General features: G+C 61.3%; 14 protein-coding genes. 7 read left to right on the forward strand and 7 right to left on the reverse strand.

Features of this window, described 5'->3' with window-relative positions; all coding sequences use genetic code 11:
• Nucleotides 1-3 precede the first annotated feature (3 nt).
• The 4 genes from PH256_RS02305 (at nucleotide 4) to PH256_RS02320 (ending at nucleotide 3,865) form a co-directional block, all read left to right on the forward strand.
• Complete coding sequence (locus PH256_RS02305; protein ID WP_270912821.1) at nucleotides 4-321, forward strand: DUF3847 domain-containing protein; 318 nt, start codon at nucleotides 4-6, stop codon at nucleotides 319-321.
• A 3-nt stretch (nucleotides 322-324) separates the two neighbouring features.
• Nucleotides 325-1,800: a MobQ family relaxase gene (mobQ, locus tag PH256_RS02310; RefSeq protein ID WP_270912914.1), complete on the forward strand. Its 1,476-nt coding sequence runs from the start codon at nucleotides 325-327 to the stop codon at nucleotides 1,798-1,800.
• A 26-nt stretch (nucleotides 1,801-1,826) separates the two neighbouring features.
• Entirely contained in the window at nucleotides 1,827-2,129 is a 303-nt protein-coding gene (locus PH256_RS02315) for a hypothetical protein (RefSeq protein ID WP_270912822.1), read from the forward strand.
• Nucleotides 2,130-2,206: 77 nt separating this feature from the next.
• A complete protein-coding gene (locus PH256_RS02320) occupies nucleotides 2,207-3,865 on the forward strand; it encodes a recombinase family protein (RefSeq protein ID WP_270912823.1) in 1,659 nt (552 codons plus the stop codon).
• A 94-nt stretch (nucleotides 3,866-3,959) separates the two neighbouring features.
• On the opposite strand, the gene PH256_RS02325 is transcribed toward PH256_RS02320, so the two are convergent.
• From PH256_RS02325 to PH256_RS02340, 4 genes are read right to left on the reverse strand one after another with little or no spacing between them, the layout of a single operon-like run.
• Nucleotides 3,960-4,328, reverse strand: a complete 369-nt coding sequence (locus PH256_RS02325) for a nuclear transport factor 2 family protein (RefSeq protein WP_270912824.1) — start codon at nucleotides 4,326-4,328, stop codon at nucleotides 3,960-3,962.
• Nucleotides 4,329-4,349: 21 nt separating this feature from the next.
• The gene (locus PH256_RS02330) at nucleotides 4,350-5,003 is read right to left on the reverse strand and encodes a DUF3267 domain-containing protein (RefSeq protein ID WP_270912825.1); all 654 of its coding nucleotides are present in this window, start codon (nucleotides 5,001-5,003) and stop codon (nucleotides 4,350-4,352) included.
• Complete coding sequence (locus PH256_RS02335) at nucleotides 4,996-5,679, reverse strand: cysteine hydrolase family protein (RefSeq protein WP_270912826.1); 684 nt, start codon at nucleotides 5,677-5,679, stop codon at nucleotides 4,996-4,998. Before PH256_RS02335 ends, PH256_RS02330 begins: the two co-directional genes overlap by 8 nt.
• Nucleotides 5,663-8,389, reverse strand: coding sequence for a molybdopterin-dependent oxidoreductase (locus PH256_RS02340; protein WP_270912827.1), 2,727 nt, complete (start codon nucleotides 8,387-8,389; stop codon nucleotides 5,663-5,665). The genes PH256_RS02335 and PH256_RS02340 overlap by 17 nt, the downstream gene beginning before the upstream one ends.
• A gap of 161 nt (nucleotides 8,390-8,550) precedes the next feature.
• Here PH256_RS02340 and PH256_RS02345 point away from each other — a divergent pair, with 161 nt between their 5' ends.
• The 3 genes from PH256_RS02345 (at nucleotide 8,551) to PH256_RS02355 (ending at nucleotide 9,722) form a co-directional block, all read left to right on the forward strand.
• A complete protein-coding gene (locus PH256_RS02345; protein ID WP_270912828.1) occupies nucleotides 8,551-8,781 on the forward strand; it encodes a hypothetical protein in 231 nt (76 codons plus the stop codon).
• Between the two features lie 141 nt (nucleotides 8,782-8,922).
• A complete protein-coding gene (locus PH256_RS02350) occupies nucleotides 8,923-9,144 on the forward strand; it encodes a YdbC family protein (RefSeq protein WP_058967105.1) in 222 nt (73 codons plus the stop codon).
• Nucleotides 9,144-9,722, forward strand: coding sequence for a hydrolase (locus PH256_RS02355; RefSeq protein ID WP_270912829.1), 579 nt, complete (start codon nucleotides 9,144-9,146; stop codon nucleotides 9,720-9,722). Before PH256_RS02350 ends, PH256_RS02355 begins: the two co-directional genes overlap by 1 nt.
• Nucleotides 9,723-9,799: 77 nt before the next feature.
• On the opposite strand, the gene PH256_RS02360 is transcribed toward PH256_RS02355, so the two are convergent.
• From PH256_RS02360 to PH256_RS02370, 3 genes are all read right to left on the reverse strand, one after another.
• Nucleotides 9,800-10,783 (reverse strand): hypothetical protein, encoded by a 984-nt coding sequence (locus PH256_RS02360; RefSeq protein ID WP_270912831.1) that lies wholly within the window; start codon nucleotides 10,781-10,783, stop codon nucleotides 9,800-9,802.
• Nucleotides 10,784-10,867: 84 nt separating this feature from the next.
• On the reverse strand, nucleotides 10,868-12,031 hold the full coding sequence (ftsZ, locus tag PH256_RS02365; protein ID WP_087183303.1) for a cell division protein FtsZ: 1,164 nt from the start codon (nucleotides 12,029-12,031) through the stop codon (nucleotides 10,868-10,870).
• A 190-nt stretch (nucleotides 12,032-12,221) separates the two neighbouring features.
• The gene (locus tag PH256_RS02370) at nucleotides 12,222-13,499 is read right to left on the reverse strand and encodes a UDP-N-acetylglucosamine 1-carboxyvinyltransferase (protein WP_270912832.1); all 1,278 of its coding nucleotides are present in this window, start codon (nucleotides 13,497-13,499) and stop codon (nucleotides 12,222-12,224) included.
• Nucleotides 13,500-13,588: the final 89 nt, after the last annotated feature.

Consider the following 13,588-nt stretch of genomic DNA (forward strand, 5'->3'; position numbering starts at 1 on the left):
ACCATGCCCAAACAGAAAATCATCTCGGAGCTGGACACTGAAATTTCCGCCAAGGAACGACAGCTTGCCCAGCTCCAACACAGACAGCAGCAACTTGAAAACCGCCGCAGCTACTACGAAAAAGGCGACCGCCGCAAGCGGGCACACCGCCTCATCACTCGCGGCGCGGCCATCGAAAGCGTAGAGCCGCTGGTAAAGGTTTTGACTGAAACCGAGTTTTACACCTTTGCGGAAAAGGCTCTCTCGTTGCCGGAAGTCAAGAGTTTGCTCATGTCCGCCGTCAGCGCCCACAACGCCGCCGAGCAGAAAGGGAAGGGATAATCGATCGCGCTATATCATTTTCACGTGACACAGATCAAACGCAGCGCCGGGCAGTCAGTTGTGGCGTCCGCCGCCTACCGTTCCGGCGAGAAGCTGCACAGTGAATATTACGGCGAGGACAGCGACTACACCCGCAAGGGCGGCGTGGTCTGTTCTGAAATCCTGCTGCCGCCCCACGCCCCGCAAGAATATGCAGACCGGGAAACCCTCTGGAACGCCGTAGAGAAGGCCGAGCACGGGAAGAAAGCCCAGCTTGCATACAGTTTTGACATTGCCTTGCAGAATGAATTCTCCACGCAGGAGAACATTGCCCTTGCAAGGCAGTTTTTATTGGATCAGTTTGTGAGCCGGGGCATGGTGGTGGATTTCGCCGTACACCAGCCAGACAGAGATGACGGCGGCATCCAGAACCCGCACTTCCATGTGCTGTGCCCCATCCGGCCCATCTTGCCGGACGGCCGGTGGGGCAGCAAGCAGCGCCGGGAATATGTGCTGGACGAACACGGCGAGCGCATCCGGGACGAGGCTGGAGATTATGTGTTCAACGCTGTGCCCACCACCGACTGGGGCAGCCCCGACACCTTGGAACATTGGCGGCAGGCATGGGCGGAGCTGTGCAACGCCAAATTCGCGGAGAAAGGTTTGGATTGCCGCATCGACCATCGCAGCTATGAGCGTCAGGGTGTGGAGCAGTTACCCACCGTCCACGAAGGCCCTACCGTCAAGGCGATGGAGCAAAAGGGTATCCGTACCGACAAAGGCGACCTCAACCGCTGGATTAGGAAAACTAACGCCATGCTGCGGGAGGCAAAGCAAAAAATCGCATCCCTGATCGGCTGGCTGAAAGATGTCAAAGCCGAGCTTTCCGTGCCCCAGCCGCCTACGCTGGTGGAACTGCTGTCCGCCTACTATGACACCCGCAATAAGGGTGCATACAGCGGCAAAGCCAAGCTCGGAAATCTGAAAAAGTTTTCGGAAACCGTCAGCTATCTGGAATCCAAGCAGCTCCGCACCACCGAGGATTTGGACGCGCTGCTGAACGCTATGCAGGAACAGATTAACTCTCTGAAAGAATCCGCATCCGGGAAACAGACCCGTATCAAGAAGCTGGACGAGCTGCTCCGCATGGCGGACTATTACCAGCAGGGCAAACCCGTTGCCGACAAGCTGAAAACCATCCGTTTTGATACCTTCCGCCAGAAATACAAGGCCGAACATGAGAATGTGCTGCGGACATTTTACATGGCCGATCGCAAGCTGAAAAATCAGTGGGTAGACGGGAAACTCCCCGTCTATGCGTGGCGGAAGGAGAAATCCAAGCTGGAAACCGAATATCAGGCGTTGCAGCAAAAGATTACGCCGCTGTACGCCGACACAAAAAAGCTCTGGGCCATCCATTACAGCATCTATCAGGTGCAGCATGAGCAGGAGCGCCAGAACGCCATTACACAGCAGAAAAAACACGAAATCGAACACTAAACCTTACACATTTTCAGGAGGCAGTTATGGACAGCAAATTGAAAATCCCACCCGAAATCATAGACGGCCTGGACACACCCGAAGAATATCATTTTTCCAATCCCGGCCCCACCGACCCACCGAAGCGCAATTTCTGGATCGATGAATGCGGGCATATCCGTGTCAAAAATCTCTCGGCATTTTGGTTGCCGGAATTCACCTTGCAGAAGGAGATCGGCGGCACGGTTTACACCGTCACTGGCAGCTATGACGGCACGGAGCCACTGAACCGGAAGATGGAGCGCATCATGGCCGAAAAGTTTACAGAAAAGACGGAGGATAGCGAATGACAAACACCCGAAATCTTGGTACAATAGAAACAGCCAATCCTGTACTGGCAGTTGCCCCATTGAAGGAGGACGCAGAAATGCAGCGGGCAACTGAAAAAATTACGGCTCTCTATTGCCGTCTATCCGTGGAAGATATGAAGGATGACAAGAACGGCGGCAAGGGGGATGTATCGAATTCCATCCAGAATCAAAAAATGATCCTGCTCCAGTACGCAAAAGAGCATCGTTTCCCCAACCCGACTTTCTTTGTGGACGATGGGTACAGCGGCACCAACTACGACCGCCCCGGCTTTCAGGCCATGCTGTCCGAAATTGAGGCTGGGAATGTGGCCGTCTGCTGCACCAAAGACCTATCCAGACTGGGTAGAAATTCATCGCTGACCGGGCTGTATATCAACTTCACGTTTCCGAAGTATGGAGTACGGTATATTGCCATCAACGACCACTTTGACACCATCGACCCCAACAGCACCGACAACGATGTGGCAGGTATAAAGAACTGGTTCAACGAGTTTTTTGCGAAGGATACCAGCCGCAAAATCCGGGCGGTACAGAAAGCAAAAGGCGAGCGCGGCGTACCGCTGACCACCAATGTCCCGTTTGGGTATCTCAAAGACCCGAACGACAAGACAAAGTGGATTGTGGATGAGGCGGCAGCTCAGGTGGTCAAGCGTATTTTCCACCTTTGCATGGAAGGGCGCGGGCCGATGCAGATCGCCAAGCTCTTGCAGGAGGAAAAGGTTCTCAACCCCACCGCCTACAAGCGCAGGGTGGGCATCAAGACCCCCAGCCCGGAGACTTCCGATCCCTATCACTGGAACACCAACACCGTTGTCCACATTTTAGAGCGCCGGGAATATACCGGCTGTACGGTCAACTTCAAGACCTACACCAACTCCATCTGGGATAAGAAGCAGCGGGACACGCCCCTTGAAAAACAGGCGGTATTCTACAACACCCATCCGGCGATCATCGAGCAGGAAATCTTTGATAAGGTTCAGGAAATCCGCCAGCAGCGCCACCGCCGGACGAAAACCGGCAAGAGCAGCCTGTTTTCCGGCATGGTCTACTGTGCCGACTGCGGCGCAAAGATGCGGTACTGCACCACCAACTACTTTGAGAAGCGGCAGGATCACTTTGTCTGCGCCAACTACCGCAGCAACACGGGAAGCTGTTCGGCGCACTTCATCCGGGCGGTTGTGCTGGAAGATTTGGTCTGGATGCACATGAAAACGGTCATCTTCTATGTGACCCGGTATGAGAAGCATTTCCGGGCCGCAATGGAACACCGGCTTCGGCTGTCCAGCGAGGAAAAAATCTGCGCCAGCATCAAGCGTCTGGAACAGGCGCAGCGGCGTATGGGCGAGCTTGACCGGCTGTTCATCCGCATCTATGAGGACAATGTAGCCGGGAAGATTACGGATGAGCGGTTTTCCATGATGAGCCAGTCTTATGAGGACGAGCAGGCACAGCTCAAGGTGGTAATCCAGACCTTACAGCAGGACATTGAAGTACAGGAACGACAGATTGAAAACTTGGATCAGTTCATCCAGCGGGTACACAAGTACACGGATTTACAGGAATTGACCCCTTACGCTCTGCGGGAGCTTGTAAAGGCGATCTACATCGAAGCGCCGGACAAGAGCAGCGGCAAACGGCGACAGAACATCCGTATCTCCTATGACCTTGTGGGCTTTATTCCCGTGGACGAGCTGATAAAACAGGAAACGGCATGACCGAAGCCATGCCGTTCCTGCGAAAACTAATTTTGCTTTCTTATGACCCCCGACCATGGCCGGGGAGCTTTTTCTTTTCTTACGTTGCGCCGCTTTACCGGATGGGCCTTCCGATGCCCATTTCCTGCCGCCAGCGGGGCGGCGGACCGTCGTCGCCCCAGTATTCCTCTAGCACGACGATCCGGTCCTCCTCAATTTGAAAAAAGGAGGTCACATGGCAGGAGACCGTTTTGTCCCGGGAATACACATGCACCGCTGTGATGAGCAAGCTGCCGGTCTGTTCAAGCCGTTCGATCTGGCCGTCCCAGCTGCCGGGATATTCACAGTTGGCCCGGAGAAACTCCTCCACCGTGAACTGCTCGTTGGTGTTGGGCCAGCGGACCACCGCATCCTTTCGGAAGAAGGGCCGCATCTCTTGTGCATTTTGCGCCAGCGCGGCGCGCCAGTAGCGCTCCACATCCATGCTGCTTATTCCTCCCTTTCCTCAGGCGGCAGGCGCATCGCCATTTGCCGGTTCAAAAACCACCAACCCGCATTCGTAAGGGTGGTCATAGTACACCGCACCGGATTTTTGGGGATGGCGCAGCATCTTGAACATGATCAAAAAATCTCCGCCGCCTCCTAAAATCATCACCTCTGCCAGCGAAAACAGCCACAGACTGCCCTGCACAGTGGCAAGCCCTGCCAGGCCGAAGCCCAGAATCAGGGTGGGCATCAGGCCGCCCAGCAGATACTGCCAGCGCTTCAGCCCGTCAGTGCAGGTGCAGTAGGGGGTAAGCATCTGCCAGATCACCCCGAAGGCGATGGCTTTGAACCCATGGGGTGCCATCAGCCCCCAGGTCAGGCCATGAATGGCTTCGTGCAGCACCATCAGCATCAAAAATGCCAGCAGCCAGAGTACCATTCCGGAAAGAGGAATGTGCAGTTCCTTTACCGGGTTCACGGCGAAAAAGAGCACTGCCGCCGCAACCAGAAAGGGCAGCATGACCACCACGGCCATCCCGTTGGCCTGCACCACATCCACCATCAGGTCCACCTCCTGGTAGCCCTGCGCCCTCATCCGTTCGCGCAGAGCCTGAAACGCCTCACGGCGGGCCTGTTCCCGGGGTGTAAGCTTGCGGCCGGGCTGCTCAGCCATGGGCCGCCTCACTTTCCCAGTGCTGCAGAAGAGCTTTGGAATCCACCACCAGGCCCAGATGAAGCGAAATCATCTGCAGCGCGGGCTGCTCCAGCTCCTCGGTGCCACGGGTCAGATCACCGGGCACCACCACCCGGAAGTCCCGGTTGGCACCGTCAAAGGCGGTGTTGAGCACACAGCAATCGGTCATGCAGCCGGTGAGTACAATCCGCCGGATGCCCAGGTTCCGCAGCAGCAGCTCCAGATCGGTGGCGTAAAAGGCGGAAAGCCGCTTTTTGCCGTTCACCCGATAATCGGTGGGCTCGGTCTCGATGCTCATTTTGTTCCAGCGGGTGCCCTCCAGCGCGTGCTGGGCGATGTTCGGGATCTCGCCCACCGTGATGGGAAAGACCATCCGCCAGGCCGAGGGATACAGCCGCTCATCCGCGCCGTCCGCCCGGAGGGTGCTGCGCACATGGATCACCGGCAGGCCCAGCGCCCGGCAGCGGGCCAGAAAATCATTCAGCGGCTGGATAATCTGCCGCCCGCGGGGGGACGGACAAGGGCAGTCCGGGTCCTGGGAAAGGTGGCCGTCGTGCATATCAATGGTGATGACAGCAGTGTGGGCGGGGTCCAGGAATTCCGCCGCCAGCTGCTCGTTCACCGGTTTTTCCACTCCGTTAAAATAAGCGTTCATTGCAAACTGCCTCCTCGGTTTTCTCTTGTTGTGCCAGCGCTTCCAGAATACGCTGCGGTGTGGCGGGCAGGGTGCGAATGCGCACGCCCACCGCGTCGTAAATGGCATTGAGCACCGCCGGGGTCATTGGCACGGTGGCCACCTCGGAGATGCCCTTGGCTCCAAAGGGTCCCAGCGGCTCCGGGTCTTCCACCAGAGCGATCTCATAGTCCGGGGTCTCGCCCGCCCGCGGCAGACCCAGCTGGTCATACCGCAGCTTCAGGGGCACGCCCTTCTCGCTGGGGAACTGCTCCTGCAGCGCATAGCCGATGCCCATGGAGCAGCTGCCCTGGATCTGGCCCTCAATGATATGGGGGTTGATGGCCCGGCCCACATCGTGGGCGGCAATTACTTTCAGCACCCGCACCTGGCCGGTGGCCTTGTCCACCTCCACCAGGGCTGCCTGCGTGGTATAGGCATAGGCCGGGTAGTTGCGATAGTTCTCGCCCTCCTCCCGGCGGGCTCGCTCATCCTCCAGCTTGTAGGTGGGCGGGGCCACAAACCGGTACTGGGCACTGCGCCGCTGGCCCGGCTGCCAGGGGTCTTTTTCACAGACCTCCTTTAAGCGGGCGGCCGCTTCCACCACCGCCCGGCCGGAGTTCAGGGTTTGACGCTCGCTCACCGCCTGGCCGTGGGGCAAGGTGGCGGAGGTATCGCCGCAGAACACGTCGATCTGGTCCGGGTCAAAGCCGGTGGCCTCGGCGCACAGCTGCAGCATGGCAGTGCGAAAGCCCTGGCCCATGTCGATGCCGGAAACCTGCATGCGCAGCCGTCCGTCCTCGCAGATGGTCAGGATGCAGCCGCCGTCGTCCGGCACGCCCTTGCCCACGCCCACGTTCTTGAAGCCGCTGGCCACGCCCACGCCCAGCACCTTGCTGCCCTGGGGATAGCGGGGCCGGTATTCCTCCAGCGCCTGCTTGGTAAGCCGCTCGCAGGCGTCGATGGTTTCCAGCAGGCCCACGCTGTGGCGCAGCACCTCGCCGCCCACGGTGGATGCACCAGGCTGTAGCGCATTGCGGCGGCGGATCTCAAAGGGGTCCATGCCCAGCTCGCGGGCCGCCTCGTCCAGCATGGTCTCGATGCAGATGGCACCCTGGTTGATGCCGAAGCCCCGGAAGGCGCCGCCCAGCACATTGTTGGTGCGCACCGCTTTGCCCTCCACCCGCAGGTTGGGGATCTGGTAGGGTCCGCCCGCAAAGATGCAGGCCTGCATCAGCACGCCGGTGCTCAGGTTGTCGTAGGGGCCCGCGTCGCTGCACAGCTGGGCATCCAGGCCCAGGATGTGGCCTTCGCTGTCCACATCCACCCGGTAGCTGGTCTCGAAGGCGTGACGCTTGGTGGACAGCAGCAGGGATTCCCGCCGGTCCAGCGCCACCTTCACCGGGCGGCCGGTGACCGCACAAGCCACGGCGGCAGCTGCCTCCACGTGGGCGTCGCACTTGCTGCCAAAGGCTCCGCCCAGCTGGGTGCCTACCACCCGCACCTGCTCCTCGGGCAGGGCCAGGATGGCCGCCAGCATCCGGCGGATTTCAAAGGGCGACTGGGTGGTGGCATATACGGTGAGCAGGCCCTGCTCGTAGCAGGCCAGGGCGCACTCCGGCTCCAGGCAGCCGTGCTCCACCCGCTCCAGCCGGTAGTTTGCACCCACCGAGGCGGCGCTGCGGGTCCGGGCCTGGTCCAGGTCGCCCACCGCTCGGCCGTTCTGGGCCAGAATGGCCCCCTCTTCCAGGCCCTGACGGATGGTGTACACCCCCGGCACCTGGTCCCACTCCACCTGGACTGCCTTTGCGGCAGCGCGGGCATGGTCCTCGGTGTCCGCCAGCACAAGGGCCAGCATGTCGCCCAGGAAGGCAAAGCGCTCGGTGCAGAAAACCGGCTGCTCCCGCTCAAAGGTGCCCAGGTGATTATCGCCGGGGACCCGTTCGCCGGTGAGGATATCGTACACACCGGGCATGGTCCGGGCCTGGTCTAGCTCCAGCGCCCGCAGCCGTCCCGCCGGGGCAGGCGCCCACACAAAGGCGCCAAACAGCATGTCCGGACGGGTCATATCGTTGCAGTATTGCAGGGAGCCGTCCGCCTTTGCCGGGCCGTCCACGTCCCACAAAGCGTGCCCCAGCACCCGGCCGGGAGCGGGCTGCTTCTCCCCCTCGGCCCCGATCAGGGTGGTGCGCTCCTTGGTGCGGGCCCAGTCCGCGCCGGGCTCCTCGCCCCGCAGCCGGGCAGCCGCCAGGCGCACCGCCTCGATGATCTTCACATAGCCGGTGCAGCGGCAGTAGTTGGCCGCCAGCGCCTGGCAGATCTGCTCCTCAGTGGGGTCCGGTACCCGATCCAGCAGGGCCTTGGTGGCCAGCACCATGCCAGGAGTACAAAAGCCGCACTGCACCGCACCCACATCCAGAAAGGCCTTCTGGATGGGATGCAGGCCGCCGTCCGGCCCCTTGAGGCCCTCGATGGTGAGCACTGCTTTGCCCTCCACACGGGCCAGCGGCGTCACGCAGGAGCGCACCGGCCGCCCGTCCAACAAAACCGTGCAGGCCCCGCACTGGCCGGTACCACAGCCGTTCTTGGCTCCGTTCAGGCAGGCCGTGCCCCGCAGGTACTGCAGCAGGCTCTGGCCCTCGTCCCGGGCGGTGACCGGGCTGCCGTTCAATTCAAATCGAACCTGGGTCATCCTTTCTCTTCCTCCCTCCGCAAAGGGCTCTCCGGCCCTTTGTCCGGCATGCCTTGCGGTACGCCGTTTTTCCTGGTGTTATTATAGCACGGCCCACCGGGATTGCCAATGGCATAACAAAGTGTCTGCCGGGGCAGGCTAAGGGCAAGGAGGTGACCGCAATGTCACGCAAACAAACCGCTTCATCCCCCAAACCGCACCGCCGCCAAACCGGCTTCTCCGGCAGCATCGGGCCATCCCGCAACGCACAGCAAGCCCGGGCCGAGGGAGCTCTGCAGCCGGACCTGGCCTACACCAGTCAGCAGGCTGCCCCCGGCCCCGAGGGCTGGGTGGAAAGCGGCGCCACAGTGCGCAGCAAGCAGAGAAGCAAGGAAGAGTTCCCCCGGGGCTGAGGTTTCGCCCGGCTTCTCCGCCCTGATTTTACCAGTTAGGGCTTGCATTCTTGCCCTTCATCCATTACAATAAGGTCTGATAAACACCCAAGGGGGGCGTTTTGCCTCTTCAAACTATGGATGAAGGAAGGATATTTTTCCATGGCAGAATTCAAATATGAGATCACCGAACGCATCGCTGTGCTGTCCCAGAGCGCCAACGGCTGGGAGCGCCAGCTGAACATGGTGAGCTGGAACGACCGCGAGCCCAAATACGACATCCGCGACTGGTCCCCGGACGGCACCAAGATGGGCAAGGGCATCAGCCTGAGCCACGACGAGATGGCCATCCTGAAGGGCATCCTGGAAGAGCTGGAGCTGTAATGGGCTACCAGGAGGATTTTTGCAGCCTGCTTTCCAGCCAGGTGCAGCGCCACGGCGTGGACAAGCTGCTGGAATGGCTGGCCGGTACCGACTTCTTCCGCGCACCTGCTTCCACCCGGTTTCACGGGGCCTGTGAGCAGGGCCTGGTGATGCACAGCCTGAACGTCTATCAGGCCTATATGGACCGCTTTTATGAGGAAGGCGTGGATAATCTGGAGAGTGTGACCCTGTGCACCCTGCTCCACGATCTGTGCAAGGCCAACTACTACAAGGCGGGCACCCGCAACGTGAAGAACGAAGCCACCGGTCAGTGGGAAAAGGTTCCCACCTTCAACGTGGAGGACCAGTTCCCCTACGGCCACGGCGAGAAGAGCGTGTTTCTCATCGAGCGCTTTGTGCGGCTCAAGCCCGCCGAGGCGGTGGCCATCCGCTGGCACATGGGCGGCTTTGACGACGCGGCCCGGGGCGGCAGCTGGGCCATCAGCCAGGCCTACGACGCCTACCCGATGGCGGTGAAGCTGCATATGGCGGATCTGAGCGCCACCTATCTGATGGAAAAGGGCACCGGCCGCCACTGACCGGCCGCCGCTTCTTCCCTCAAAACACAAAAAGCATGGAACGGATTTTCCGCTCCATGCTTTTTTCTTTCTATCCTTTAATTTTGCAGCAGCTTGTCCAGCAGGTCCAGAAGATTCTGACTGCGGGAGGGCGCCTTCGGGGGCTTGGGCGGCTGCTCGGGATTTTTGTGCGCCTTGGGCGCTGCCGCCGCATGCCGGGGCTTGCCTGCCGGAGCGGACTGGGGATACCGGGCCGCCTGGCTTTCCAGCCGGTCCAGGCTCTGCTGCGTCTCACCCAGTGCGTCGTAGATGCTGCCGGTGGCCTGCTGCAGCTGCTGGGCTGCCTGATTGATCTGGGCATCCACCTGGGCCAGCTGCTGACGCAGCTCCCGGATGCTGTCGGCCACTCGGCGGCTGCTCTCGGCCAGGCGTGCCTGCTCGGTACGGGCGTAGTCCAACTGACGTTGACGCTCGGCGGCCAGCTGCTGGCGCTGGGCCAGCTTTTTCTCCTCCAGTTCCTGGAAGCGCCGGTCCAGACTGCGGCCCCGCTCCTCCACGTTTTTCATCAGCTCGGCGGCCTGCTGCTCGCTCTTTTCCCGGAAACATGCCTGCTGCTGATCCAGCTGACGGGCGCAGGCCTGCTTTTCCTCTTCCACCGCCTGGCGGGCCTGCTCCACCTCCTGCTGGCGGCTGGCCAGCAGCTGCTGCAGGTTCTGCAGGTCGGCCCGCAGCACCACCGCCTCCTGCTCCTTGGCGCAGAGGCGCTTCTGATACGTATCGGCGTTTTCCCGAGCGCTGAGCAGTTGGCTTGCCAGACTGCTGGCCCGCTCGGTCTCCTGTGCGGTAAGCTTTTCCTGGGCGGCCAGCTTGTCGCACACCTCCCGGGTCTTGTCCACCAGGAGTTGCTTGTCCTTTTTCAGCTGCTCCACTTCCTGGCGCAGTTTGTCCGCCGCCTGCTGCTGCGCCTGTTTTTCCGCCTGGTTCTGGGCGGTAAGCTGCTCAATATAGGCCAGTACATCGGCTTTTTTGAAGCCTCCCACCACTGCTGTTTTGAATTCGCCCGGCTTTTGCTGCTCTGCCATAGGGCAGCCCCTCCTCGCTGTTATTTCCGCAAGAAACACTGGCCCCGCGGCACAAAAATGCCGCGGGGCCCGAAACTTCGATGTTTATTTGCGCTTGTTCAAAAGGCCCATGATCTGATCGAAATAATCCCGGTCATCGTCATCCTCCGTGCTGCTGGTGCTAGCACCGGTGCTGCCGGAAGCAGTGGAGCTGCTCACACTGGAAGCGCTGGAATCACTGCTGAACACCGCGGAAGGCATACCGGTGGAGCTGGAGGCTGCCGGACGCTCGGGCACCGGCACGTTGCTGCCCACGTTCTCGAAGCCGGTGGCCACCACGGTCACGCGCATCTCGTCGGACATGCTCTCGTCGAACGCGGTACCCCAGATGATGTTTGCATCCGGATGAGCGGACTGGGTGATCAGGCTGGAAGCCTGCTCCACCTCCTCCAGGCCGATGTCCGGAGAAGAGGTGATGTTGATGATAACGCCCCGGGCGCCGGAGATGCTGGTCTCCAGCAGCGGGCTGGAAATGGCCGCCTTGGCCGCGTTCTCCGCCTTGCCCGCACCCTTGGCGCTGCCCACGCCCATGTGGGCGTAGCCGGCATCCTTCATGATGCTGCGCACGTCGGCAAAGTCCAGGTTGATGAAGGCGGGAATGTTGATCAGGCTGGAGATGCTCTCCACGCCCTGACGCAGCACGTTGTCGGCCGCCTCGAAGGCGTTCATCAGGGTGATCTTCTCCTGGCTGATCAGCTTCAGGCGCTCGTTGGGGATCACGATCAGGCTGTCCACATGCATGAGCAGCGCGGTGATGCCCTGTTCGGCCAGGCTCATCTTGCGGCGGCCCTCAAAGGCGAAGGGCTTGGTCACGATGCCAACGGTCAGGATGCCCAGCTCGTGGGCAACCTCAGCCACCACGGGAGCAGCGCCGGTGCCGGTGCCGCCGCCCATACCGGCGGTGATGAAGGCCATCTGAGCGCCCTTCAGCGCGCTGGCGATCTCATCCTTGCTTTCCTCGGCGGCACGCTGGCCGATCTCGGGATCAGCGCCCGCGCCGCGGCCCTTGGTCAGCTTTGCGCCCAGCTGCACCTTCTGGGTAGCGTGGCTCTTGAGCAGGGCCTGCTGGTCGGTGTTCATGGCGATGAACTCCACGCCCTGAAGACCGGCCTCCACCATGCGGTTCACGGCGTTGCCGCCGCCACCACCCACGCCGATTACCTTGATGTTTGTGATATTCTGCATCTCTTCATCGAGAACGAATGCCATTGAAACTTCCCCCTAAAGTATTATTCCGTCTATTTGATCAGGCCGTGCCCCAGCGCAGAGAACGCCGGGCATACATGGGCCACTATAATTATCAATACAGCTATTAATAGAGTACCAGATAATGCGAACAAATTCAAGTGCAAGAATGCGGCCATTTCACAGTTTTTTCCGCAGATTCGGGGAGATGTTGTCACTCCTCGTCCTCCTGTAGCGCCAGCTGCACCTTCGCCCCCAGACTTTGCAGGGTGGCGGGCAGGCCCAGATACCCCCGGCGCAGATGTTCCAGGCCGAACACCTGGCTCTCTCCGCTCGCCGCCAGCGCCGCCACCACAAGGGCGGCGGTGCCCCGCAGGTCACTTCCCTGCACCTTTGCGCCGGTGAGCCGCCGCACCCCGGTGATCTCCACGGCCCGGCCCGCCCGGCAGGCCTGTGCCCCCATGGCCGCAAAGCCCGCGGCGCAGGCAAAGCGGTTTTCAAACACCGTATCCTCCACGGCGCTGCGGCCCGCGGCGCACAGCAGAGCCGCGGCCACCACAGGAGCAGCATCGGTGCAGAAGGCCGGATACACCCCGGTGTACACCCGGCCCACCCCTTTCAGGGTCCGGCTGCGCTCCACCAGGAAGGCCCGGTCCAGCCGCTGCACCCCGCAGCCCGCCAGCTCCAGCACCGCCAGCACCGGCTCCAGAAATTCCGCCGGGCAGCCCTGGATGCGCACCTGACCGCCCGCGCTGGCCACAGCCGCCGCCAGAGTGGCGGCATAGATCCGGTCCGGGATGGGGGTGTATGCGGTGCCCTGCAGCTCCGGCTTACCCTGCACCCGAATTACCGGGCTGCCCGCCCCCTGTACCGAGGCCCCGCAGGCACACAGATACTCCGCCAGGTCCACGATCTCCGGTTCCCGGGCCGCGCCCCGCAGCACCGTTTCCCCCTTAGCCAGCACCGCCGCCATGAGCAGCGTCTCGGTGGCTCCCACGCTGGGCAGCCGCAGGGCGTAGTCCACCCCATGCAGGCCCCGGGGCGCGGTGAGCACCAGCTGGCCGTCCTCCCACTGGGTCTGGGCGCCCATCCGGCTCAGGCCCTCCAGATGGATGTCAATAGGCCGTGGCCCCAGTTTGCAGCCGCCAGGCATGGGCATCTGCACCCGGCCGAAGCGGTGCAGAGCCGGGGCCAGATAAAACACCGAGCTGCGCATGGACCGGGCCGGGCCGTCCGGCAGAATGCCCCTGCCCTGCGCGCCGTCCGCCCGCAGGCGAACCGCCTGGCCCTGACGCTGCACCTGCCCGCCCAGGGCGGTGTAAATGGCAAGGCTTTGCTCCACATCCGCCAGTGCCGGCGCCTGCCGCAGCATCGTTTCGCCCCGGCACAGCATGCTGGCTGCAATCAGCGGCAGAACGCTGTTTTTTGCGGCGGGCACCACAGCCTGCCCGAACAGCGGCCGCCCGCCCGTAATCTTCAGATACTCCCCCACATCAATCGCCCCTTTTTGCTGGATTTTCAATCGTTTAGCCCACTGTATGTGACCGGGGGTTTTGATGTGAAAAAAGCGGAGAAACTTTT

Origin of the sequence: Allofournierella sp. CML151, from assembly GCF_027853465.1 — a bacterium.
Classification (GTDB): Bacteria; Bacillota; Clostridia; order Oscillospirales; family Ruminococcaceae; genus Allofournierella.